This is a genomic window from Nonomuraea sp. NPDC002799 (assembly GCF_053592075.1).
Window position 1 is genome coordinate 1 of the sequence record NZ_JBSFVA010000012.1, and the last position, 22292, is coordinate 22292.

At 70.9% G+C, this 22292-nt stretch carries 20 protein-coding genes; 13 read left to right on the forward strand and 7 right to left on the reverse strand.

Going from position 1 to position 22292, the window contains the following annotated elements; translation table 11 throughout:
* Positions 1 to 852, reverse strand: an 852-nt coding sequence (locus ACWD0F_RS22320) for an RNA-guided endonuclease InsQ/TnpB family protein (RefSeq protein WP_449878321.1), incomplete at its 3' end; no start/stop codon positions are given.
* 62 nt (positions 853 to 914) lie between these two features.
* Here ACWD0F_RS22320 and tnpA point away from each other — a divergent pair.
* Complete coding sequence (gene tnpA / locus ACWD0F_RS22325; RefSeq protein ID WP_449878323.1) at positions 915 to 1331, forward strand: IS200/IS605 family transposase; 417 nt, start codon at positions 915 to 917, stop codon at positions 1329 to 1331.
* A 126-nt stretch (positions 1332 to 1457) separates the two neighbouring features.
* Entirely contained in the window at positions 1458 to 3089 is a 1632-nt protein-coding gene (gene pgm, locus ACWD0F_RS22330) for a phosphoglucomutase (alpha-D-glucose-1,6-bisphosphate-dependent) (protein ID WP_449878324.1), read from the forward strand.
* Between the two features lie 100 nt (positions 3090 to 3189).
* On the opposite strand, the gene ACWD0F_RS22335 is transcribed toward pgm, so the two are convergent.
* Both ACWD0F_RS22335 and ACWD0F_RS22340 read right to left on the reverse strand, forming a co-directional pair.
* Positions 3190 to 3894: a DUF2786 domain-containing protein gene (locus ACWD0F_RS22335; protein ID WP_449878326.1), complete on the reverse strand. Its 705-nt coding sequence runs from the start codon at positions 3892 to 3894 to the stop codon at positions 3190 to 3192.
* A 12-nt stretch (positions 3895 to 3906) separates the two neighbouring features.
* Positions 3907 to 5148, reverse strand: a complete 1242-nt coding sequence (locus ACWD0F_RS22340) for a hypothetical protein (RefSeq protein ID WP_449878328.1) — start codon at positions 5146 to 5148, stop codon at positions 3907 to 3909.
* Between the two features lie 526 nt (positions 5149 to 5674).
* Between ACWD0F_RS22340 and ACWD0F_RS22345 the strand changes: the two genes are divergently transcribed.
* The 3 genes from ACWD0F_RS22345 to ACWD0F_RS22355 are packed head-to-tail and all read left to right on the forward strand — an operon-like array spanning position 5675 to position 7881.
* Entirely contained in the window at positions 5675 to 6856 is a 1182-nt protein-coding gene (locus tag ACWD0F_RS22345; protein WP_449878330.1) for a cytochrome P450, read from the forward strand.
* Between the two features lie 18 nt (positions 6857 to 6874).
* Positions 6875 to 7621, forward strand: coding sequence for an HAD family hydrolase (locus tag ACWD0F_RS22350; RefSeq protein ID WP_449878332.1), 747 nt, complete (start codon positions 6875 to 6877; stop codon positions 7619 to 7621).
* Positions 7618 to 7881 (forward strand): DUF4031 domain-containing protein, encoded by a 264-nt coding sequence (locus ACWD0F_RS22355; RefSeq protein ID WP_449878333.1) that lies wholly within the window; start codon positions 7618 to 7620, stop codon positions 7879 to 7881. The genes ACWD0F_RS22350 and ACWD0F_RS22355 overlap by 4 nt, the downstream gene beginning before the upstream one ends.
* On the opposite strand, the gene ACWD0F_RS22360 is transcribed toward ACWD0F_RS22355, so the two are convergent.
* Positions 7834 to 8466, reverse strand: coding sequence for an HD domain-containing protein (locus tag ACWD0F_RS22360; RefSeq protein ID WP_449878335.1), 633 nt, complete (start codon positions 8464 to 8466; stop codon positions 7834 to 7836). The two genes, ACWD0F_RS22355 and ACWD0F_RS22360, sit on opposite strands and share 48 nt — an antisense overlap.
* 126 nt (positions 8467 to 8592) lie before the next feature.
* Here ACWD0F_RS22360 and ACWD0F_RS22365 point away from each other — a divergent pair, with 126 nt between their 5' ends.
* The gene (locus tag ACWD0F_RS22365; RefSeq protein ID WP_449878337.1) at positions 8593 to 9735 is read left to right on the forward strand and encodes an alpha-hydroxy acid oxidase; all 1143 of its coding nucleotides are present in this window, start codon (positions 8593 to 8595) and stop codon (positions 9733 to 9735) included.
* Positions 9736 to 9748: 13 nt separating this feature from the next.
* Here the strand turns inward: ACWD0F_RS22365 and ACWD0F_RS22370 are convergent, their stop codons facing one another.
* Entirely contained in the window at positions 9749 to 12283 is a 2535-nt protein-coding gene (locus ACWD0F_RS22370) for a discoidin domain-containing protein (RefSeq protein WP_449878339.1), read from the reverse strand.
* Positions 12284 to 12377: 94 nt separating this feature from the next.
* Complete coding sequence (locus ACWD0F_RS22375) at positions 12378 to 13568, reverse strand: ROK family protein (RefSeq protein ID WP_449878341.1); 1191 nt, start codon at positions 13566 to 13568, stop codon at positions 12378 to 12380.
* A 166-nt stretch (positions 13569 to 13734) separates the two neighbouring features.
* On the opposite strand from ACWD0F_RS22375, the gene ACWD0F_RS22380 reads away from it, so the two are divergent.
* From ACWD0F_RS22380 to ACWD0F_RS22405, 6 genes are all read left to right on the forward strand, one after another.
* Positions 13735 to 14973, forward strand: a complete 1239-nt coding sequence (locus ACWD0F_RS22380; protein WP_449878343.1) for an ABC transporter substrate-binding protein — start codon at positions 13735 to 13737, stop codon at positions 14971 to 14973.
* A gap of 1 nt (position 14974) precedes the next feature.
* Positions 14975 to 15949 carry a carbohydrate ABC transporter permease gene (locus tag ACWD0F_RS22385; RefSeq protein WP_449878345.1) on the forward strand — a complete coding sequence of 325 codons (975 nt, stop codon included), beginning with the start codon at positions 14975 to 14977 and terminating at the stop codon, positions 15947 to 15949.
* Positions 15946 to 16788, forward strand: coding sequence for a carbohydrate ABC transporter permease (locus tag ACWD0F_RS22390; protein ID WP_449878347.1), 843 nt, complete (start codon positions 15946 to 15948; stop codon positions 16786 to 16788). The genes ACWD0F_RS22385 and ACWD0F_RS22390 overlap by 4 nt, the downstream gene beginning before the upstream one ends.
* An 11-nt stretch (positions 16789 to 16799) precedes the next feature.
* Positions 16800 to 18770 carry a beta-galactosidase gene (locus tag ACWD0F_RS22395; RefSeq protein WP_449878348.1) on the forward strand — a complete coding sequence of 657 codons (1971 nt, stop codon included), beginning with the start codon at positions 16800 to 16802 and terminating at the stop codon, positions 18768 to 18770.
* A gap of 101 nt (positions 18771 to 18871) precedes the next feature.
* Complete coding sequence (locus tag ACWD0F_RS22400; protein ID WP_449878350.1) at positions 18872 to 19291, forward strand: hypothetical protein; 420 nt, start codon at positions 18872 to 18874, stop codon at positions 19289 to 19291.
* A 243-nt stretch (positions 19292 to 19534) separates the two neighbouring features.
* Positions 19535 to 20797 (forward strand): hypothetical protein, encoded by a 1263-nt coding sequence (locus ACWD0F_RS22405; RefSeq protein WP_449878352.1) that lies wholly within the window; start codon positions 19535 to 19537, stop codon positions 20795 to 20797.
* Positions 20798 to 20812: 15 nt separating this feature from the next.
* Here the strand turns inward: ACWD0F_RS22405 and ACWD0F_RS22410 are convergent, their stop codons facing one another.
* Complete coding sequence (locus ACWD0F_RS22410; RefSeq protein ID WP_449878354.1) at positions 20813 to 21385, reverse strand: RNA polymerase sigma factor; 573 nt, start codon at positions 21383 to 21385, stop codon at positions 20813 to 20815.
* Between the two features lie 182 nt (positions 21386 to 21567).
* On the opposite strand from ACWD0F_RS22410, the gene ACWD0F_RS22415 reads away from it, so the two are divergent.
* Complete coding sequence (locus tag ACWD0F_RS22415; protein ID WP_449878356.1) at positions 21568 to 22275, forward strand: Crp/Fnr family transcriptional regulator; 708 nt, start codon at positions 21568 to 21570, stop codon at positions 22273 to 22275.
* Positions 22276 to 22292 lie beyond the last annotated feature (17 nt).

The window sequence follows — 22292 nt, forward strand, 5'->3', positions numbered from 1 at the left end:
CAGACGGTGCGCGGCCTGGGCGTTGAAGTCGCTGCGCCGCCATCTGACCCGGCGCATGATCTCACCCAACCGGGCGATGATCACCTTGCGCCGCTTGGAGCCCTTCACGCTGCGGGCCAGCCGGCGCTGAAGCCACAGATATCGTGTCGCCTCACCGGGGGTGAGATACCCCAGATCCGATACCCGGTCCTTCCTGGCGACCGGGGGTGCCACCCGGCTGGAGACACCATCGGTGCCGGCGTGGCGACGATCGAAGAACTCCCCGTCGGAGGTGACGGCGGCGGTGATCACACCCCGGTCCACCCCGGCCTTCCGCTCGGGATGGACATGATGTCCGGCCTGCCCCAGCCCGTCCTCGACAAGGAAGCTGATGAACCCATGTCCGCCGTCGAGGGAGACGGTCGCCGATCTCACCACCCCACCCAGCGGACGCGACATCCGGAACTTCACCCACCCGAATTTGGGCAAGAACACCCGCCCCCACGTGCGGTTGATCCGCTCCACCGGGATGTGTTTCGCGGTGGGGAACCGAAATGACGGCTTCCACCGGGTTTTCGACTTCCAGTTGACCTTCCAGGTGCCGTGTCGACGGCACGCCTGATCCAGGTCTTTGAGGGTTTGCTGGATGACCTGGGCGGGAGCGTCGGCCAGCCAGGCGCAGTACGGGTCCTTCTTGGCGTCGGCGAGTTGCGCGCACTGCTCGGCGTAGCCGAGGTGCCCGCCCCGCTTGCGGTACTCGCGGCGCTGTTGGAGACCGGTGTTCCACACGCTGCGGCAGATCCCGCCCAGCCGCTCAGCGAAGATCCGCTGCCCGAAGTCGAACTCCACCCGATACTTCCGCCCCGCCAGCACCGTCAGACACCCCCTCCCGGCTGCCTGCGCCCCACCAATTCGAACACATTATCATCTGGTCTATGAGTCACGAAGGGGAATACCGACGCGGCAGGCAGGTGGTTTCCGCGATGCACGTCCATCTGGTCTTCGTGACCACATACCGGCGCAACGTCTTCAACGACGAGATGCTGCGCCGCTGCGAAGAGATCATGATCGAGGTATGCGACAGCTTTGAGGCCGAACTACGCGAGTTCAACGGCGAAGACGACCACGTCCACCTGCTCGTCCACTACCCGCCCAAGATGGCCATCTCCAAACTCGTCAACTCCCTCAAGGGCGTCTCATCCCTCTACCTGCGCAAAGAGTTCACCGACCGCGCCAACCACATCCACATGAAGGGCCACTTCTGGTCGCCGTCCTACCTCGCCGCATCCTGCGGCGGAGCCCCGCTCACCATCATCAAGACCTACATCGAACAACAGCGCCGCCCCACCTGACCGCTTCAGGGTCCGCGCCACGCGCTCCGGGATACCCCACCTCCGCCGGGCCATCCCCTTCGGAGACCACATTCATCCCCGGCCTGAAGGCCAAGGCTTTCTGTGGACCTTCGGTAAAGTCGCTGCATGACCCACGAACGCGCGGGACAGCCCGCTCAGCCCGCCGACCTGGTCGACGTCGCCAGGCTGGTGACCTCCTACTACGCCCTGCACCCCGACCCCGGCGAGGTGGGGCAGCGGGTCGCGTTCGGCACGTCGGGGCATCGGGGGTCGTCGCTGAACGTCGCGTTCAACGAGGACCACATCCTGGCCACGAGCCAGGCCATCTGCGAATACCGGCGCGCCCAGGGCACCGACGGGCCGCTGTTCCTCGGCATCGACACGCACGCGCTGTCGGAGCCGGCCCGGGTGTCGGCGCTGGAGGTGTTCGCGGCCAACGGGGTCGAGGTGCTGATCGACGCGCGCGACGGCTACACGCCGACGCCGGCCGTCTCGCACGCCATCCTGCGGCACAACCAGGGCCGCGACACCGGTCTCGCCGACGGCGTCGTCGTCACGCCGTCGCACAACCCGCCGGGCGACGGCGGCTTCAAGTACAACCCGCCGCACGGCGGGCCCGCCGGCACCGACGCCACCACGTGGATCCAGGACCGGGCCAACCACCTGCTGGCGGCCGGGCTGAAGAACGTGTCGCGCGTCCCGTACGCGCGGGCCGTGCGCGCGGCCGGGCGTTACGACTTCCTCGGCACGTACGTGGACGACCTGCCGTCCGTGCTGGACCTGGACGCGATCAGGGCGGCCGGGGTGCGGATCGGGGCCGATCCGCTGGGCGGCGCGAGCGTGGCCTACTGGGGGGAGATCGCCGAGCGGCACCGCCTCGACCTGACCGTGGTCAACCCCCTGGTCGATCCGGCGTGGCGGTTCATGACGCTCGACTGGGACGGCAAGATCCGGATGGACTGCTCGTCGCCGTACGCGATGGCCTCGCTCATCGCCAATCGGGATAAGTACGATATCGCCACAGGTAACGACGCGGACGCCGACCGGCACGGCGTCGTCACCCCCGACTCCGGCCTGCTGAACCCCAACCACTACCTCGCCGTCGCCATCTCCTACCTGTTCGCCCACCGCGACGGCTGGCCCCAGGACGCCGGCGTGGGCAAGACCATGGTCAGCAGCGCCATCATCGACCGCGTCACCGCGTCGCTGGGACGCCGGCTGTACGAGGTGCCGGTGGGCTTCAAATGGTTCGTGCCGGGGCTGCTGGACGGCTCGCTCGGGTTCGGCGGCGAGGAGAGCGCGGGGGCGTCGTTCCTGCGGCGCGACGGGTCGGTGTGGTCCACCGACAAGGACGGCATCATCCTGGCCCTGCTGGCCTCGGAGATCCTGGCCGTGACCGGCGAGTCGCCCGGCGCCCGCTACCGGGACCTGACCGAGCGGTTCGGCGAGCCCGCGTACGCCCGGGTGGACGCGCCCGCCACCCGCGAGGAGAAGGCCGTGCTGGGCAAGCTCTCCGCCGAGCAGGTGACGGCCACGTCGCTGGCGGGCGAGCCGATCACGTCGGTGCGGACGACGGCTCCCGGCAACGAGGCCGCGCTGGGCGGGGTGCAGGTGTCGACGGAGAACGCCTGGTTCGCGGCCCGGCCGTCGGGGACCGAGGACGTCTACAAGATCTACGCCGAGTCCTTCAAGGGCCCCGGGCATCTGGCCAAGGTGCAGGAGGAGGCCCGCTCGCTGGTGTCGGCCGCACTCGGCTGACCAGCGGTTCAGGCACCCTCCGGCGGTGGCGGGATCGCGCCGTCCGGCGGTGGCAGGCCGTCGGCGGGATGGTGCCGTCCGGCGGGTGGCCTTGTGCGGGTCAGCCGGTGGTGAGTTCGGGGGCCGTTTCGGTGGTCATGCCGGTGCGGCCGAGGTCCGCGTGGCGGCCGGCCGCCACGCCGTCGCGGTAACCGGTGCCGCTGGTCCTGGGCACGCTCATCCGGATGTCCCGATAGTGCGCCGCCACCGCCCGCTCGACCTCGGCGCGGCGGTCGGCCAGCACCAGCGCGGTCCCCGTGCCGGCCTGCTCGGCCACCGACTCGGCCGCGGACTCCGCCGCCCGCAACAACCGGTACACCTCGTCCGTGAACCCCAGCAACCACGACCTCCGGTAGGCGCGCACCGCCGTGACGTGCTCGGGCGGCGAGACCTTGGCCAGCCCGGAGGCCATCTGCAGCAGCAGCGACGTGGCGAGCAGATCGGCGCGCTCCAGGTCGGCGGCGAAGCCGAACACGTGCACCCGTTGCCCGCCCTCCGCGCCACGCCCGATGAGCAGCGGGCGGCACCGAGCCGCCTGGGCGACGAGGCTCACCAGGCGGGCCTTCTCCCGGGCCCACGGGTTGGGCAGCGTGACCACCCGGTCGCCGGGGATCTGCCGGGTGCCGGCCGGCGGGAGCGCGTCGATGCCGTACTTGGCCATCAGCGCCGACGCCGCCGCCATGAACGTGGCCCGCTCGTGCTCGTTGTCGGTGCGTTCGGCCTTGGCCAGGAGCTTCCTGACGCGTTCGAGCGTGCGGTCCCGCACCCGTGCTCTCCCCTACGACTTGGTGGTCAGCATCCGCCCGTCGTCCGCGATGGCGGGGAAGGCGCCCGTGTCGACGATGCCGTGCTGGTGGAACAGCGCCTCGATGAGCGCGTGCGCCTGCGGCTCCAGCTTCCACAGGGCACGATACTCGCGCGCCGCGGCCAGGGGGATGCCGATCTCCTGGGCGATGTCCACCGTACGCGGCACGATGCCCATGGCGATCCGGCGGTCCCAGTAGTCGCGGGCGGCGCGCATGAGGGCCGCGCGCTCGGCCGTGCTGACGACGTGCGGGGTGGCGTCGAGCACGTCGATGTCCTCGTCATCCTCGTCGACCAGCTCGGCGAGCGCGGGCGGCAGGGCCGGGCGGGCGGGCACCGGGTGGTGGTCGGCGTGCGGCTCCCAGGGGACGCGGGGGTCGGCGTCGATGAGGGCGGAGGTGTTGTAGAGGGCGGCGATCTGGGCCAGCAGCGCCTCCTGGCGGGACGGGTCCACGGCCAGGCCGGTGTGCTCGACGGCCTGGTCCATGGCCTTGTCGAGCTTGGCCAGCGCGGCGCGCAGCTTGCGCTCGGAGCCGCCGCCCTCGCGCAGCGACTTGGCGCGCTTGGCGGCCAGCGCGACCCTGGTCAGCCTGCGGTGGGCGTCGACGTCGCTCGCCGTACGGTCGCTGACCTCGGCCAGCCCCATCCGGACCATCAGCCGCTCGGGGGTCAGGCGCCAGTTGATGCGGCCGGTGCCGCGGATGCGGTGGCGTTCGATGGCCATGCCGCGCTCCCACAACCAGGCGGCGACCAGCGGCGCCGCGAGCCTGAACATCGCCTCGGGCAGGCTGCGCGCGTCCATGCTGGACAGGACGGCGGTCAGGCAGGTCAGGGCCCACACGGCGATGCCGTCGATGCCGGCGGAGAAGTTCTCGCGCATGTTGCGCCGGGCGCGGACGGCGGAGGTGATGATCGCGACTTCGATGAACGCGAACAGCAGCAGCCTCAGCGGCCCGTCCAGGCCCAGGACGTCCCCGGAGAAGCGCCACATGCCCTGTGCGGACACGCCGGTGGCGATGGAGGCGGCCACGATGGTCAGCACGTCCTCGATGGGCCGGTTGGCGACGTATCGGGTGAACAACCACGACACCACGCGCCAGGCGACCCTGAGCACTAAGAACGCCAGCACCAGCCCGGCCAGGCTCAGCAACGCTATGACGGCGGTCGCGAGCGGCTTCTCGATGATAAAGGCTGCTATTTCGTCGAATGTCGGCATCAGTCACTATCCGTGAGGCTCAAACTCCGGCTCTATGCGACGAGATCATCGCAGAATGTCGCCATGTTGTACGCCAAACACCGCCTGCTGCCCCAGTTTGCCCTGCTTTACCTCCTGTTTCAGCCTCCGGACGGTGCCTGGTCCCGGCGAGGTCGTGCGGGCTCGACGGAGGGCGCTCCGTGGCCCCCGGCCGACGCGTGCGGTTGACAGCCCGCCTGACACTCCCCGCAGGTGCCGTCAGGGATAGAGCCCTGCGACCGGGCTGGTTCCGTGCGCGGGCCGGGCGCACAATGGGACCTGTGGGCGAGCGAGCACGAAGCCGCCGCGCCCTGCTCGGCCGCGCCCTGCTCAGCCGTGCTCGACCCGGCGGCGCCCCCGCACGACGGCCGGGGTTCAGGCCCCGGCGAGCCGCAGGGGGATAGGTAAATTCGTCCTTTCGGAGGGCAACATTCACCCGACCGGATGGGACCATCTATGCAGGGATTTATCCCGACATGTGCGATGTATCCCAGCAGGACGGATATCGATGTCAGACACAGAAGAGTTCCCCCTCGTGCAGTTCATGCGTGACGGTTTCGACCCTGTGGGCGAGCTGGGACGCATCCGAGCCGAGCACCCCGTCTTCCCGATGGAGATCCCCGGCGGCCAGACGGTCTACCTCGTCTCCCGCTGGGAGGACGTCCGCGCCGTTCTGAGCGACCATGAGCGCTTCAGCAACGACTTCGCCGGCGTCATCGGCCTCGGCTCCAACCAGGAGGATCCGGGCGGCCTGGGCTTCCGCGACCCGCCCGAGCACACCCGGCTGCGCAAGTACCTGACCCCCGAGTTCACCATGCGGCGGCTGCGCCGGCTGGAGCCGCGCATCGAGGCCCTGGTCGAGGAGTACCTGGACCGGATGGAGGCCAAGGGCGCCGCGGGCGGGCCGGTGGACCTGGTGGCGGAGTTCGCGCTGCCGCTCCCGTCCCTGGTGGTGTGCGAGCTGCTCGGCGTCCCGTACGAGGAGCGGGCCGGCTTCGTGAAGATCAGCAAGGACCGCTTCGACTTCACCGCGGGTCCCGAGGCGTCGCTGCAGGCCATCAACGACGCGATGGCGTACCTGACGGACCTCGTCGCCCGCGAGCGGCAGGCCCCGGGCGACGGCCTGCTGGGACAGTTGCTGCGCGAGCACGGCGACGAGCTCGACGACCGCACGCTGGCCAGCATGGCCGACGGGCTGCTGACCGGCGGGCACGACACCAGCACGAGCATGCTCGCCCTGGGCACCCTGTGGCTGCTGCGCAACCCCGAGCAGGCCGCGAAGGTGCGCGAGGTCGACGGCTACGTCGTCGACGTGGTCGAGGAACTGCTGCGGTACATGACCGTCGTCCAGGTGGCCTTCCCGCGTTTCGCCCGCGACGACCTGGAGCTGCGCGGGGTGACGATCAAGAAGGGCGAGATGGTGCTCTGCTCGCTCACCGGCGCCAACCGCGACCCGGCGATCGGCGGCGACATGGACGAGGTGCGGCCGGGCAGGGAGACGGCGGGCTCGCATCTGGCGTTCGGGCACGGCATCCACCGCTGCATCGGCGCGCCGCTGGCGCAGATGGAGATGCGCATCGCGTTTCCTGCCCTGCTGCGCCGCTTTCCCGATCTGCGCGTCGCGGGCGAGGTGCCGTTCAGGGAGCTCGCTATTGTCTACGGTGTCAAGGAGCTACCGGTCTCCTGGTAGAGCGGCTACGTTCGCAGTGTGAACGAGCCTGTCATCGACCTCACCTCGGTCGGCGCCGTCGTGTTCGACACCGACGGCGTGGTGACCGACACCGCTCGGGGGCACGCGGCCGCCTGGAAACATGTCTTCGACGCGTTCCTGCGTGGCCGCTCCGAGCCGTTCGACATCCGCGACGACTATCTCCGCCACGTGGACGGACGGCCGCGGCTCGACGGCATCCGCACCTTCCTGGCCGCGCGCGGCATCATCGTGCCGGAGGGCTCGCCCGACGACGAGCCGGGCGCGCCGACCGTGCACGGGCTCGGCCTGGCCAAGGACCGCGTCTTCGTGGAGCAGGTGGACAAGTACGGGGTGGCGTCGTTCCCCTCGACGGTGGCGCTGCTGCACGAGCTGCGGCGGCGGGGCGCCCGCACGGCGGCCGTCTCCGCCAGCCTGCACGGGCGCAAGCTGGTGGGCTCGGCGGGTGTCATGCACCTGTTCGACCTGATGGTCGACGGCAACGACGCCGCGCTGATGAACCTGCCGGGAACGCCCGACCCCGCGCTCTTCCTGGAGACCGCCCGCCGGCTGGATCTGCCCGCCGCCAGGGTGGCGGTGGCGGTGTCGGCGCTGCCGGGGATCGAGGCGGCCGCGAAGGGCGGGTTCGGGCTGGTCGTGGCGGTGGCCGGGGACGGCGGCGGCCCGGTGGATCCGGGCGCCCACGTCGTCGTCGCCGGACTCGGGGAGCTGAGCGTGCGCGGCAGGGTCCTACCCTTGACGACGTGACCGTTCTGATCGACCCGCCCCACTGGCCGGGGCCGCGCGACCTGATGTGGTCGCACCTGGTCAGCGACAGCTCTCTGGAGGAGTTGCACGCCTTCGCGGCGCGGCTGGGGGTGCCGGAGCGGGCGTTCGACCGGGATCACTACGACGTGCCGGAGACCGTGCACGCCCACGCGGTGGCCCTGGGGGCGGAGGCGGTGAGCTCGCGCGAGTTGTTAAGGCGGCTCATCGCCGCCGGGTTGCGCCGCCGCAAGCGCCGCTAGCTCGGCCGTCATGTTGGCGCGGGCCCGTTCCTCCCACAGCTCGGCCGCCCGGCGGGTCCGGTAGAGGCGCGGCACCGCCAGCAGCCGGCGCAGCACCTCCGCCCGGCCCTGCCGGAACGCCTCGTCCGGCACGTGGGCGTACTCCTGCCGGATGGCGGCCGCGTAGGCCGGATAGCCAGGGCTGCCGAGCACGGCCAGGTCCGCGTCGCACAGGACGGCGCCGTTCGCGTCGCCGCCGGTCAGCGTGTCGTGGGCGGCCGTGAGGCGGACCAGCCTGGCGACCTCGGCGATCCGCCCGGCGGGCACGCCGCAGCGCGGCAGCAGGGCCTGGGCGAGCTGGGCGCTGCGCTCCTCGTCCCGGCCGGGCCTGCCGTCGTAGACCGCGTCGTGGAACCAGGCCGCCAGCCGCACGGCCGTGAGGTCGCCGGCCTCGTCGCCGAGCGGGGTGATCGCGCCGAGCACGGCGGCCAGGTGAGCGCGGTCGTGGTAGCGGCGGTGCGGCTCGGACCAGCGGGCGATCAGCTCGGCGCCGGTCGCGAGGGCGGCGGGCGAGCCGCCCGCCAGCCGGACCCAGTCCTCGATCATCACTCCACCGTACGGGACCGCCCGTTTGGTACCGTCCTGGACATCGACACACCCGCGAAGGACCCCAGGCGCCTGCCCCGGTGGCGGGAGCTGCGGACCGTCCTGCCTCGGCGGCCCCGCCTGTCCATGGCACAGCGGGTGGCCGCCGCCGCCGACGTCGCCGACCTGCGCCTGCTCGCCATGCGCCGGGCCCCGCGGATGGTCTTCGACTACGTGGACGGCGCGGCCGAGGGCGAGCGGTCGATGGCCAGGGCCGTGGCGGCGTTCGACCGGGTGGAGTTCAGCCCGCGGGTCCTGCGCGACGTGGCGCGGGCGCCGACCGAGGTCGAGATCCTGGGCCGGCGGATCGGGATGCCGGTCGTGCTCGGCCCCACCGGGTTCACCCGGATGATGCATCGCGCGGGCGAGCCGGCCGTGGCGCGCGCGGCCGAGCGGGCCGCCGTCCCCTACACGCTGTCCACCATGGGCACCACGACCGCCGCCGGCGTGGCCGCCGCCGCGCCCGGCGGCTGGAACTGGTTCCAGCTCTACGTCGTCCGCGACCGCGCCCGCACCCTGGACACGCTGGCCATGGCCCGCGCGGCGGGCATGGACGTGCTGGTGGTGACCGTGGACGTGCCGGTGGCCGGGGCCCGGCTGCGGGACGTTCGGCACGGCCTGACGGTCCCGCCGTCCCTGCGCTGGCGCAGCGCGCTGCAGGCGCTGCGGCATCCGGCGTGGTGGTTCGACTTCCTGACCGGCGAGCCGCTCACCTTCGCCACCGTGGAGGGCGCGCCCGGCGATTTGGCCGGGATCACGAACCTGATGTTCGACCCGTCGGTGACGATCGGGGACCTGGAGTGGATCCGGTCGGCGTGGCAGGGGCGGCTGCTGGTCAAGGGGGTGCAGCGGGTCGACGACGCCAAGGACCTGGCCGCCGCCGGGGTGGACGGCCTGGTCGTGTCCAACCACGGCGGCCGGCAGCTCGACCGCGCTCCCACTCCGCTGGAGCTGCTGCCCCACGTGGTGGCCGCCGTCGGCGACCGCACCGAGGTCTTCCTCGACGGGGGCGTCCGCAGCGGGGCCGACGTCGCCGCCGCGGTGGCGCTCGGCGCCCGGGCGTGCTTCGTCGGCCGGGCCTACCTGTACGGGCTGATGGCCGGCGGTGAGCCCGGCGTGCGGCGGGTGCTGGACCTGCTGCACGCCGAGCTCGTACGCACCCTGCAGCTGCTGGGCGTCGGCGGCGTCGCCGAGCTGAGCCCCGACGTCGTGCGCCTGCGTCAGCCGTAAGCGGTCATCAAGATCAGGGGAAGGTGACGACCTTCACCGGGATCGTGTCCGTGCCCTGCGCGGGTCCTCCCGTGTTGTTGATGACATGGGCGATCGTCCCGTTGCCGCCGAGCGAGACGGTGAGCAGGTCGTGGAAGCGCACGCCGGCGTTGACCGGCGCCTCGAAGCCGCGCTCGGCCACGACGCTGGGATCGACGTTGAAGTAGCAGTACGCCCCCAGCCCCCACGCCTCGTGCGAGGTGACGGAGTCGGCGACCTTGTAGGCGGCGTAGCCGCGGGTGCCGCCGTTCATCCAGGCGGCCTGGTTCGGCGGGTCGTACGGCATCTCGTTCTGGAAGAAGATCGTCTTGCCGCGCTGCCCGTTCCAGATGACCTGGTACTTCTGGTAGTGCTCGACGAACAGCCCGTAGGCGGTGACGTCGTCGCCGTTGACGATCAGCCCGGTGTCGGCGGTGTTGACGGTCCAGCCGATGCCGGCGCCGTGGTCGCCGCGCCAGGCCCAGATGTGGTCGATGATCGTGTGGTCGCTGTTCACGACCAGGCTCGTGGTGGCCTTGCCCGCGTGGGCGCCGCCGATGCGGAAGAACACGTCCTGGATCGAGATGGGGTCGGCGGCGTGCGAGGCGCTCGACCCGGACGGGCCGACCTCCATCAGGATGGGTGAGTTGACGCTGCCGGCGTCGAACAGCAGGCCGGCGACCTTGATCCCGTTCACGTCGGCGAGCCGCATGGGCACGACGCCGTTGTCGGGGATGATCGTGGCGTAGCCGAGGCCGAGCACGACCGTGTCGGGCCGGGTGACGTTGATGGTCTGGCCGACGTGATAGACGCCGGGCGTGAACAGCAGGTTCAGGCCGGAGGCGAGCGCCGCGTTGATGGTGGCGGCGGTGTCGGACGGCTTGGCGACGTAGAACTGGCTGAGCGGGATCGAGCCGCCGGAGCCGGGCCAGTTCACGCCGCGGGTGTTCTGCCGCAGGGCCGGGACGAAGACCTGGTAGTTCCCGGACGCGTCCACGTACAGGAAGGGCTTCTCCCTGGTCACGGGGCTGGTGTCGAGCGTCGTGTACGGCGGCTCGGGGAAGCCCTGCGCGGGGGCGCCGGCGACGCCGGAGAAGACCATGTTCCACACGCCGTTGAGCCAGCCGCCGATGGTGCTGTCGCGGGTGAACCACTGCTGCTGGGAGTACGGCTGCACCGTCCCGTCGATCCGGCTGTCGGCGATGTAGCCGCCGCTGGCCCAGCCGTACCCGGTGGGCGCCAGGTTGAGGTTGCCCCTGACGTGGACGCGCCGGAACGGCGCCGCCTGCGAGACCGCCCACTGGTTGGTGCCGCCGGACGGCGTGATCGACAGGTTCTCGGCCGAGCGCCAGAAGTTCTGGGTGGCGTTGCCGCCGAACCAGCCGGCGTCCACCCGGACCTGGCCGTTGATGGTGACGTCGTCGGGGTTGCGGCCGAGCCCCATGATCGAGGTGTAGAAGCCGATGTTGGCGGTGACGTTGTAGCTGCCCGGCTTGAACAGCAGGGCGTGCCGCTGGAGGCCGAACTGGTTGGACTCCATCTGTGCGAAGGTCGAGTCGAGCGTGGCCTGGATGCTCGCCGATGACATGGACGGGTCGAAGACGTGCACGTTGGGGCCGAGGTCGCCGCCGCCCGGCGGGGTGGTCGTGCCCGTGGTCCGCACGACGAGCTCCCAGAGCGAGTAGCCGTAGGCGGTGGCCCTGACGGTGGCGTGCACGCGGACGTAGCGGCCGTTGCCCGTCACGGCGAGGGTCTGTGTGCCGCCGGTGCCGGTCGTGGTCGCGTAGAGGTCGGTCCAGGCGGAGGCGTCGTTGGAGACCTGGACGCGGAACGACCTCGCGTAGGCGGCCTCCCACTGGAGCACCACCTGGCAGATCTGCTGGGCCGAGCCCAGGTCCACCTGGATCCACTGCGGGTCGCTGAACGTGCTGGACCAGCGGGTGCCGGCGTTGCCGTCCACGGCGGCCGACGCGGCGGTGCCGGCGCCCTCGGACGACGACGCGGTGGCCGGGCGGTTGAGCGCGGCGTTGGCGGTGCCGCAGGCCGCGGTGCCCGTGGTGCCGTAGACCTGGAACTCCCAGAGCGAGTAGCCGTAGGCGGTGGCGCGGGCGGTGCCGTGCACGCGGACGTAACGTCCGCTGCCCGAGACGGCGAGGGTCTGGGTGCCGCCGGTCCCGGTCGTGGTCGCGTAGACGTCGGTCCAGGCGGAGGCGTCGTTGGAGACCTGGACGCGGAAGGCGGTGGCGTAGGCGGCCTCCCACTGGAGCACGACGCCGGTGACGTCGGCGGTGGCGCCCAGGTCGACCTGGATCCACTGCGGGTCGCTGAACGCGCTGGACCAGCGCGTTCCCGTGTTGCCGTCCACCGCCGCCGACGCGGCGGTGCCGGCGCCCTCGGACGAGGAGGCGGTCGCGGTCCTGCCTTGCGACAGGAGCGGGTCGGCCGCCCGCGCGGGCCCTGCGACCAGGACCGGCAGGATCAGAGCGGCGATGAAAGCCCAGATGAGGGCGGGACTTCGGCGCGGGTGCACTGCTTCTCCTCACGAACTGGGGGGTGGTGAGAGAGCGCTCTATCGAGCAGAGCGTGCCTGCGCCTTGCACTTATGTCAATGCTTGATTTAACGCTCACGCAATAGTGGGGACAGCTCCCCGAAACGCGGCGTCCCGGAAGAACGGCTCGATGACCAGCGTGGCCGCGCCCAGCGCCACGGCGTCGGGTCCGAGCCGCCCGAGCACGACCGTCTCCGGCTGGAACGGCTGGGCCTGCGTGTTCGCCGCCGTGGCCGCCCTGATGCCGGCCAGCAGCCGCCCGCCCAGCATGAGCCCCGCCCAGCCGCCGATGACGATGCGCTCGGGGTTGAACAGGTGCACCAGGCTCGACAGGCCCACCCCCAGCAGCTCGACGCTCTCGCCGATGACCGGGGAGCCCGCTTCGAGCAGCTTGGCCAGCGCGGCCTCCTCGTCGGCGGAGTCGGCCACCACGCCGGCGCGGTCGAGGATGGCCTCGGCCCCGAGGTAGGCCTCCAGGCAGCCGCGCGCCCCGCACCGGCAGGTCCGCCCACCGGCCACGATCTTCAGATGGCCGACCTCGCCGGCGGCCTTGCCCGCGCCCCGGTAGATGTCGCCGTCGATGACGATCGTGCCGCCGACGCCGGAGCCCATGAGCACGATGATCGCGTCCCTGGTGCCCTTGCCCGAGCCGAACCAGAGCTCGGCCTGCCCCATCGTCTTGGCGCCGTTGTCGACGAAGAGCGGCAGCGGGGTGCCCGCGCGCAGCAGCGCGCCGAGCGGCACCGCCTGCCAGCCGAACGTCTTGGCCGACACCAGCGCGTCGGGTCCCGGCCCGACGATGCCGGGGACGCCGACGCCCACGCCGAGCACCTGCTCGGGGGAGATCTCGCCCTCGGCGATCACGGCGTCGACGCCGGTCAGGATGTGGCGGGCGACCAGCTCGGGGTCGTGCTTGGCCGAGCGGACCGCGTAGTGCGCCCTGGCGCGCTCCTTCATCTCCAGGTCGAACAGCTCGACCTTGACCTGCGTCTCCCCCACGTCGACGCCGACGGCGTAGCCGTAGGCGGGGTTGACCTTGAGCAGCACGCGCGGCCGGCCGCCGTCGGAGTCGACCTGGCCGGCCTCGACGATCACGTTGTCGGCCAGCAGGTCGCCGGTCATGGTGCTGACCGTGGCCGCGCTCAGCCCGGTCGCCGCCGAGAGCTCGTTGCGGCTGGCCGCACCGCTGAAGTAGAGCGAGCGCAGCAACATCGCCCGGTTCCCCCGGCGAAGATCCCGTACGGTCCTGCGCCCTGACGTGCCCATCCGTGTCCCCGTCCTACTCCGTGAATCGCTCCGCCATGTTAGTTCAGGGCCCGAAAAGTGCCACACGAGGGCCTGGACCCCCGTTACCGAAGCGTTTCCGGGCGGCCCCTGACTTTTTTCGAGGCTTAGATTATGTTCTGGCCATCCCCCCGATGAGGAGACGACAATGAGCCGAGGACTTGTGCGAGGCGCCGTCGTGGCCGGGCTCGCGACGCTGCTCGCGACCGGGCTGGCCGCGTGCGGCGGCGCTGGCGGCGGTGGCGGCGAGCAGGGATCGGACGCCGCCAAGGAGCTGACCTTCTGGATGTACCAGGACCGCACCCCGCAGGCCGGGCAGGTCGTGGAGAAGGTCCGCAAGGACTTCGAGAAGGCCAACCCGGGTGTCACGGTCAAGCTCGTCAAGATCCCGAAGGACGACTACAACACCAAGCTGGGCAGCGCCGTGGCCAGCAAGAGCGCGCCCGACGCGGGCATCCTCGACCAGCCCCTGGTCTCCAAGTACGCCCTGGACGGCACGATCAAGGAAGTGCCCGCCGGCCTGATCAACGAGGCCGACTACTACAAGGGCGCCCTCGACACCAACCGCGCGAACGGCAAGCTCTACGGACTGCCCCAGGACCAGACCACGGTCGCGCTGTTCTACAACAAGAAGCTGGTGCCGGCCCCGCCGAAGACCTGGGACGAGCTGAAGGCGACGGCCGCCCAGGTGCACGCCGCCGACGCGAACGTGGCCGGCATGAACGTGCCCAAGGGCGACGGCTACGGCGCCTGGATGTTCCCCGGGATCGTGCACGGCGCGGGCGGCCAGATGGTGGACGACGCGGGCAAGAAGGTGCTCTTCGACCAGCCGCCGGCCGTGGAGGCGCTGCAACTCTGGGCGGACCTGCTGAAGTCGTCGCCCCGCAAGATCACCGACTCGGACAAGCCGTTCGAGAACGGCCTGGCGGCCATGACCATCTCCGGCCCCTGGGACGTGCCGACGATCCACGAGCAGTTCCCCGACCTCGACTTCGGGGTGGCGCCGCTGCCGTACAAGAGCGAGCCGGCCGGCAACATCGGCGGCGAGGACTCGGTGGTCTTCTCCACCAGCAAGAACGCCGACCTGGCGTGGAAGTGGCTGGCCTTCCTCGGCAACGCCGACAACAACGGCGTCGTCGCCGACGCGCTCGGCGGGTTCCCCATCCACCTCAAGGCGCAGGTGGTCGCGGGCGGGCCGGAGCAGGCGGCGTTCCTGGAGCAGCTCAAGGTGGCGCACGCCAGGCCCGCCGTGCCGCAGTGGATCCAGGTCAACGACGAGATCATCGCCCCGGCGATCGAGTCGGCGCTGGTCGGCAAGGTCACGGCCCAGCAGGCGCTGACGGACGCGGCGGCCAAGACCCGTTCCCTGCTCGGCTGGAACGGCTGACGTGACCGCACCCGTACTGGCGGGCCGGTCGCCGGCGGGCGGCCGGGCGGCGGGGCCGGGCAAGCGGGCCCGCCGCCGTACGGCCCGGCGGCGGGACCATCTCATCGGCTGGTCGCTGATCGCGCCGGCGCTCGCCTACTTCCTGGTCTTCCTGCTGTATCCGGCGTTGTCCGCGCTGTACTACAGCTTCACCGACTGGAACCTGCGTTCCGACGCCGCCTGGGTGGGCCTGGCCAACTACACGGACCTGATCTTCGACGACGTGAAGTATCCGCACTTCTGGAAGTCGGTGCGGGTCACGCTGCAGTACACGCTGATCGCCGTGCCGCTGACCATGGTCGCCGCGCTGGTGCAGGCGCTGCTGCTGAACGGGATCCGGCGCGGCGCGAACGTGTTCCGGCTGCTGCTGTTCCTGCCGGTCGTCACGGCCGAGGCGGCGGTCGGCGCCATCTGGCGCTGGCTCTACGACCCGCAGTACGGCCTGATCAACACGTTGCTGGGCGTCGTCGGCATCCCGGGGCAGAACTGGCTCAACACCCCCGAGCTGGTCATCCCCGCGCTGGCCTTCATCGCGGCCTGGCAGTGCGGCATCTCGATGATCATCTACCTGGCGGGGCTGAAGGGCATTCCCGGCGCCATCCAGGAGGCGGCGATCATCGACGGGGCCGGCCCCTGGCAGCGGTTCTGGCGGGTGACGTTCCCGATGCTCCGGCCGACCACGTTCTACCTGCTGGTGACGGGCGTGATCGCCGCGTTGCAGGTGTTCGGCCTGGTGTACGTGATCTTCTCGGGCAACGGGCGCAGCGTCACCGGCGGCCCCGAGCAGTCGGGCCTGACCTACGTGCTGCACCTGTACCTGTTCGCCTTCCGGTACGACGCGATGGGCGCGGCCTGCGCGATGTCGTTCGTGCTGCTGGTCTTCATCATGATCGTCACCGCGCTGCAGTTCCGGTTCGTCAAGCAGGAGGCGTCATGATCAAGGGGCGCAGGATCTCCGTCTACGTGGCGCTGGTGCTGCTGGCGGCCGTGTCGGTGGTGCCGTTCCTGTGGATGCTGGCCACCTCGTTCAAGCACGGCCAGGACATCTACAGCAAGGTGCCCAACCTGCTGCCGCTGGACAAGAAGACCGGCGAGTGGGCGGCCACCCTGGACAACTACGACTACGTGCTCGGCGTCGGCGGGCTCGGGAACGCGTTCGTCAACAGCGTCTGGGTGTGCGCGATCCTGGTGCCGGCCAAGCTGCTGATCGACGCGCTGGCCGCGTACGCGTTCGCGCGCATCCCGTTCCCCGGCCGCGACCGGCTCTTCGTGATCATGCTGGGCGGCATGATGGTGCCCGCGATCACGCTCCTGGTGCCGCGCATCCACGTCACGCAGTCGCTCGGCATGTTCGACTCCGGGTGGGGGCTCATCGTCCCGAACATCGCCTCGGTGCTGGACATCTTCCTGCTGCGCCAGTTCTTCCTGTCGATCCCGGCCGAGCTGGAGGAGGCCGCGCTCATCGACGGCGCCGGCCGGATGCAGATCTTCTGGCGGATCGTGCTGCCGCTGTCGAAGCCGGTGCTGGCGGTCGTCACGATCACCAGCTTCCTGTTCCACTGGAACGACCTGGTCTGGCCGCTGCTCGTGACCAACGACCCCGAGCTCTACACGCTGCCGCTGGCGTTGCAGCAGCTCGTGGCCAGCCCCGACGGCGGCCGCGCCTACTACATCATGGCGGGCGCCACGCTCGCCGTCCTGCCGGTGATCGCCGTGCTGCTGGTCTTCCAGCGCCGCATCCTGCAGGGCATCGCGTTCACCGGTCTCAAAGCCTGAGGAGGAGAAGCGTGCTCATCGAGGTCCGCGACGGGGTCACCGTCGTCGACGGCGTGCCGCGGGTGCTCATCACCGCCGACTATCCCTACTACCGCGACGATCCCGCCGTCTGGGAGGACCGGCTGCGGGCCGTACGGGACGAGCTCGGGATCGAGGTGGTCACCTGCTACCTGCCGTGGCGGCACCACCAGCCCGATCAGGGGACGGCGCCCGACTTCACCGGCGTCACCCATCCGGCCAGGAACGTCGTCGCCTTCCTGTCCCTCTGCGACGAGCTGGGGCTGCGGGTGATCGCCAAGCCGGGCCCGTTCATCCACGCCGAGGTGACCTACGGGGGGCTGCCCGACTGGGTCTGCCCGGACGCCGACCCGGCGATCGAGCCGCTGCTGGCCGCCGGCGGCCTCCCGTCGCGCTGGGTGGACGGCTCCGACCCCGCCGGCCGGGTGCTGCCCGCGCCGCTGGGCGCCGCGTTCCTGGCCAAGGCCACGCAGTGGTTGTCGGCGGTGGGCAAGGAGGTGCTGGCCGCCGCGCGCCCGGTCATCGCGCTGCAGATCGCGAACGAGGGCATCTACACCAGCGGCGCGCTGCCCCTGACGGCCTACGACCACAGCCCCTCGGGGACGGCGTTCTTCCACGACCGGCTGCGCGCCTGGTACGGCGACCTGGAGGCGTACAACGCCGCCCACGGCACCGCCTTCGGCGACTGGACCGCGATCGAGCCGCCGCAGGCGTCCGGCGGCCTGCTCGCGCTCGCCGACTGGGGCCGTTTCCACGCTGGCTACCTCGCCGAGGTGTACCGCGTCTGGGCGCAGGCCGTCGGCTCGGACCTGCCCGTGATCGTGAACCTGAACCCGCCCACCGTGCCGGAGCTGGACGACTGGCTGGCCAGGGTCAGGCCGGAGTCGTGGGGCGGCATCACCTACGGGTTCACCAACTGGATGGGGGTCGTCTCGGCCGACCGCGAGGCGCACGCCCGCTACGTGATCGCGGCCAAGCGCGCCCCCGGCCCGAACCTGGAGGAGAACTGGGGCTTCTCCGAGCTCTACGCCCCGGCCTACATCGACGCCGCGACCAGCTTCCACCAGTCGCTGCTCGCCCTGGCGGCGGGGGCGACCGGCGTCAACGTCTACACCGGGGTCGCCACCTCGGGGTGGGCGCCGGAGCTGGACGCGGCGCACGCGGGGCCCTACCCGGACTGCGCGCCCATCGACGCGACCGGGACCGCGACCGCGAAGGCGCCGGTCGTGCGGGCGCTGGCGGACTTCTTCGCCGTCCACGGGGCCGAGTACCTGGAGTGCGCGGGGACGCGGGAGCACGCCTTCGGGCTGTACCTGCCCTATGCCGGGATCGCGGCGCTGTCGGGCCCCGGGGGTCCGGGGTGCGGCGGGCCGCTGCTGGCCTTCCACGAGCGGATGCGCGGGCAGGGCCTGGACTACGCGCTGCTCGACCTGGAGCACGCCGCCCCGGAGGAGCTGGCCGCCTACCGGAGCGTCACCGTGCCGGGCGGCCCCTTCATGCACCGGCGCGTGCAGGAACTGCTCGCCGGCTACGCCGCGGCGGGCGGCCAGGTGCTGCTGGACGGGCCGGCCCCCACACGCGACGAACGCCTGGCGCCGTGCGCCCTGCTCACCCCCTCCGCGCCTCCGCCGGCGCCGGCTCAGAGCCCCGTCCTGTACGGCTCCGCCGACGCCTACCTGCGCAGCCATCCCGGCCGCGACGTTCACTACCTGACCGTGCTCGTCCAGACCGGCAACCGGGGCCCGGTCGGGGTGCGCACCCCGTACGGGACCGTCGAGATCGTCGCCGCGGACGGCGGCGCGGCGGTGTTGCGGCTGGCCGGCGGCGAGCTCGGCGACCTGGTGGTCAAGGGGCTCAACGCCTTCCTGTCCTCAGCCGTCGCCGCGCGCGTCACGCTGAACGGCGAGAGCATCACCACCGCGGGCCCGGGAGATCTGGTCATGATCCGCGACCCCCGCACCTGACAGAAACCGGCATCCATTGCCAGAAGGGACGCGTATCTGGCCACGGGTGTCACCGCTCTGCTCCTTCACACGGGCATCCGGCCCTTGGGGAGGAGAGCGCAATGGCGACCGGAGAATTCCAGGTGATGAAAGTACCGGCCGAACAACTGGCCGGTATTCTCCACGGCCAGGTCATCGATCCGGGCGCGCAACCCACCAACGTCGTGCGGCAGAGCGAAGGGTGGACCGTCGACGTGAGCTGGGAGGTCAGCGGTGAGCTCATCGACTGGCTGGCCGGCCGCTGGCAATTGGAGATCATCGCCGATCTGCTCGGAGGCGGCGAATCGCGGCACCCCTCGCCCGCGGTGGAAATGACCTTCACCCCTGGCTCGGGGCGCTACACCGCCTCCGTTCCCATGCGCGGGCAGCTCTCCCCCGGCACCTATGACCTGGTCGTCAACCTCACGACCACGACCGCCGCCGGCACCGCGGGGGCGCTCGGCGGATTCGTGGTGATCAGCAAGATCATGGTCAAGGAATGAGGACCACCGCCCCGGGTGCCGCGCTCGGGGCGGTGGGACGCGGCCGTCATCTCCCTGTGGAACGGTGCATCGTGCACGACGATCGTCCTGCAAGCCCATCGCAAGCAACGCCTCCTACGCTCCTGGCTGGCGGCCACGGGGCAACGGCAGAGCGCCGGAAGTTCACCGAAGCCGCCTGTATCTGACGCCGCTGGGAACGCTCCTATCTCCTTGAGGCGAAGGGATCAGCGAACGGGAGACCTCATGTCCGACACTCCGATGACCGCGGACGACGTCCTGCGCATCGCCGCCTACAAGGACCGGAGCCCGGCGCTCGAAGCGATGGTCATCGCCTACGCCTACAACCGTGTCGCCACCGACCTGGCCGCGCACCTCGGCAAGGACGCGAACAACTGGTACTGCTACGCCACCTGGACCTCCAAGGCCGTCGGGGAGAGTCTCGACCTCGGCCCGGACTCGCCGTTCATCGAGGACTTCGGCCGCCGGCTGCGCGTTCCGCACCGCTTCAGGAGGATGTTCAGGGCCACGCTGCTCACCCTGCTCGGGCCCAGCTACCAGCTCGGGCTCGCGCTGGCCAACCGGGCCATCTTCCTGGAGACCGCCAGCCTGGCGGTCAACCTGTGGGAGGAGACGCCCGACCGCTTCCTGAAGGTCAGCCCGGAGTCGGACCTGACGCCGCAACCGCCGGAGTTCCTGGCCGACCTGCTGTCGCCCGCCGAGGCGCGCTATCTGAAGGACGCCGCCGAGCTCCTGGTGGAGGCGCGGCAGGCCACCGATCCGGCGGCCAAGGCGGAGCTGATGTTCGGCGCCAACATCGCGCTGTCGGCCTACGAGCAGGCCCGCGCGCAGGCGTCGCTGGAGCTGGTGCTCTACCGGCCGGTGCGGTGGCTGACCCGGGTGTCGTGGCGGTCGTTGCGCTCCCTGGTGACCAGGAAGCGCTTCGCCAGGTTCCGGCTCTACAGCGCGCGGCACGAGGACCAGCCGTGGCTGACGCGCAGGCTGGAGAAGACGTGGTCCTCGCTCTACACCCGCCACCTGTTCGCGGTGCGCACGCCGCTCAGCGACATCAAGGTGGGCCGGCCGCTGACCCCGCCCGACGGCGTCGACCTGGCCAGGACCTGGGCGCCGATCCAGCACGCGAAGGTGCGCGCGCTGGCCGCGGAGTTCATCCCCGACGACCCCGTGGCCGCCACGGCCGGGGTGGCCGACTGGGTGTCCTACCCCGACCGCATGCGCTTCATCGTCAGCTACTTCCGCGTCTACCAGAACGTGACCGCGCTCTATGACGTGCCGTTCGACAAGGCCGTCGCCGAAGGGCTCGCCGCGGAGATGTCGCGCGGCCTCGTCCCCGAGGCCGTCAGCGACCTGTTCGACGACAAACCGGGCCGCCGCCGCCGGAGGATCTATCGCTACCCGGCGGAGACGGACCCGGACGCACACGAGATGGCCCACTTCGACTTCGAACCGTTCCTGGAGGCGATCCCGCTCGACCCGACGGTGAAATAGGCACGTCGCAGGAGGTCAGTCCAGGAAGTCCCTGGTGATCTCGCGGGCCTGGAGAAGCCCGCGCAGCTTCGCGAAACAGCGGGCTCGGGTGGGCCCGATGCTCCCGACCGGTCTGCCCAGCCTGCGCGCCACGTCCACGTAGTGGGGCTCGGAGGTCTCCGTGAGCGCTCTGAACAGGACCCGCTGCGCTGCCGGCAGCTCTTCGACGAGCTCCGCCAGCGTGCCGGCCAGCCATGTCCTGGCCAGCTCGCGGTCCACGTCGTCCGTGCTGCCCAAGGAATCGAGGTCCGGGGTGCAGATTTCCCTTGTCCGTTTGGTGAGTTTCAGGCACTCGCGGAAGGCGATCGTGGCCAGCCAGCCCGCCATGCGCTGGCCGTCCTCCACGCTCCTGAGGTTCTGCCAGGCCAGCAGCCAGGTCGTCTGGAGCACGTCCTGGGCGTCCTCGTGGCTCAGCCTGAACCGGCGGATGCGTGCCTTCAGCATGGGGCTGAACTCCTCGATCAGCCGCTCCCACGCCTCGGCGTCGCCCTTCTGGGCGGCCGACACCAACGCGGCCGTGTCGAGGCGTTCAATGGTCTCCACCTGCATGTCGATCTCCCTGCCGGTCCGGGCGCTGAGGGGGTCTCCATTACCGGCCGGCACCCCAACGGTGCTCCGTGTGATCGACGGGGTCTGTTTCGCGTGGCACAGAGCCAGTGTGTTCTGCGTCACATTCGGCAGATCGCCTACCACATCCTTCCCGGACGCGGAATGCGGCCTAAAGTTCTTGCATGAACGGGCGCAGCGGAGCTCCACACGACGTCCAGGTAGCCGACGTGCTGGCGCGGATCCCGTTGTTCCGCGTTCTCGGGGAGAGCGGCATCCAGAGCACGGCGCGGGCCGGGCTGGCGCGGCGCTACCGGTCCGGGCAGATCATCTTCCATCAGGGGGATCCGGGAGAGTCGCTGTACGTGCTGCTGGACGGCCTGGTGAAGGTGGTGTTCACGACCGAGCACGGCGACGAGATCGTGCTCAACATGCTGAGCGGGGGCGACACCTTCGGCGAGATGGCGTTGCTGGACGGCTCGCCGCGCTCGGCCTCGATCGTGACCGTGCGGCCCGCGTGGGTGTTCGTGCTGCCCAGGGCGCGGCTGCTGGAGCTGATGCGGGAGCATCCAGGGCTGGCCGACGAGTTCCTGCGCATGCTCGGCCACATGGTGCGCAGGCTCACCGGGCAGGCGGCCGACCTGGCCTTCCTCGACCTGGGCGGCCGGCTGGCCAAGCTGCTGCTGCAACTGGCCGACAAGCACGGCCAGGCCGACGGCGTGGTGGACCTGCCCGGGCTGACCCAGTCCGACCTCGCCGCGCTGATCGGCGCCTCGCGGCCGGCGGTGAACCGGGCCCTGCAGTCCCTCGTGGCCCGCAACCTGATCATCGTCGAAGGCAGGACGATCACGCTGCTGGACATCGCCGCCCTACAGAAACGGGGCGGACTCTGACAAAAACTCACCATACG

Bases quoted from the DNA above. Each gene is read 5' to 3' on its own strand.
- tnpA (WP_449878323.1), top strand. From the start codon at position 915: ATGAGTCACGAAGGGGAATACCGACGCGGCAGGCAGGTGGTTTCCGCG.
- pgm (WP_449878324.1), top strand. From the start codon at position 1,458: ATGACCCACGAACGCGCGGGACAGCCCGCTCAGCCCGCCGACCTGGTC.
- ACWD0F_RS22340 (WP_449878328.1), bottom strand. From the start codon at position 5,148: ATGCCGACATTCGACGAAATAGCAGCCTTTATCATCGAGAAGCCGCTC.
- ACWD0F_RS22345 (WP_449878330.1), top strand. From the start codon at position 5,675: ATGTCAGACACAGAAGAGTTCCCCCTCGTGCAGTTCATGCGTGACGGT.
- ACWD0F_RS22360 (WP_449878335.1), bottom strand. From the start codon at position 8,466: ATGATCGAGGACTGGGTCCGGCTGGCGGGCGGCTCGCCCGCCGCCCTC.
- ACWD0F_RS22365 (WP_449878337.1), top strand. From the start codon at position 8,593: ATGGCACAGCGGGTGGCCGCCGCCGCCGACGTCGCCGACCTGCGCCTG.
- ACWD0F_RS22375 (WP_449878341.1), bottom strand. From the start codon at position 13,568: ATGGGCACGTCAGGGCGCAGGACCGTACGGGATCTTCGCCGGGGGAAC.
- ACWD0F_RS22380 (WP_449878343.1), top strand. From the start codon at position 13,735: ATGAGCCGAGGACTTGTGCGAGGCGCCGTCGTGGCCGGGCTCGCGACG.
- ACWD0F_RS22390 (WP_449878347.1), top strand. From the start codon at position 15,946: ATGATCAAGGGGCGCAGGATCTCCGTCTACGTGGCGCTGGTGCTGCTG.
- ACWD0F_RS22400 (WP_449878350.1), top strand. From the start codon at position 18,872: ATGGCGACCGGAGAATTCCAGGTGATGAAAGTACCGGCCGAACAACTG.
- ACWD0F_RS22405 (WP_449878352.1), top strand. From the start codon at position 19,535: ATGTCCGACACTCCGATGACCGCGGACGACGTCCTGCGCATCGCCGCC.
- ACWD0F_RS22410 (WP_449878354.1), bottom strand. From the start codon at position 21,385: ATGCAGGTGGAGACCATTGAACGCCTCGACACGGCCGCGTTGGTGTCG.
- ACWD0F_RS22415 (WP_449878356.1), top strand. From the start codon at position 21,568: ATGAACGGGCGCAGCGGAGCTCCACACGACGTCCAGGTAGCCGACGTG.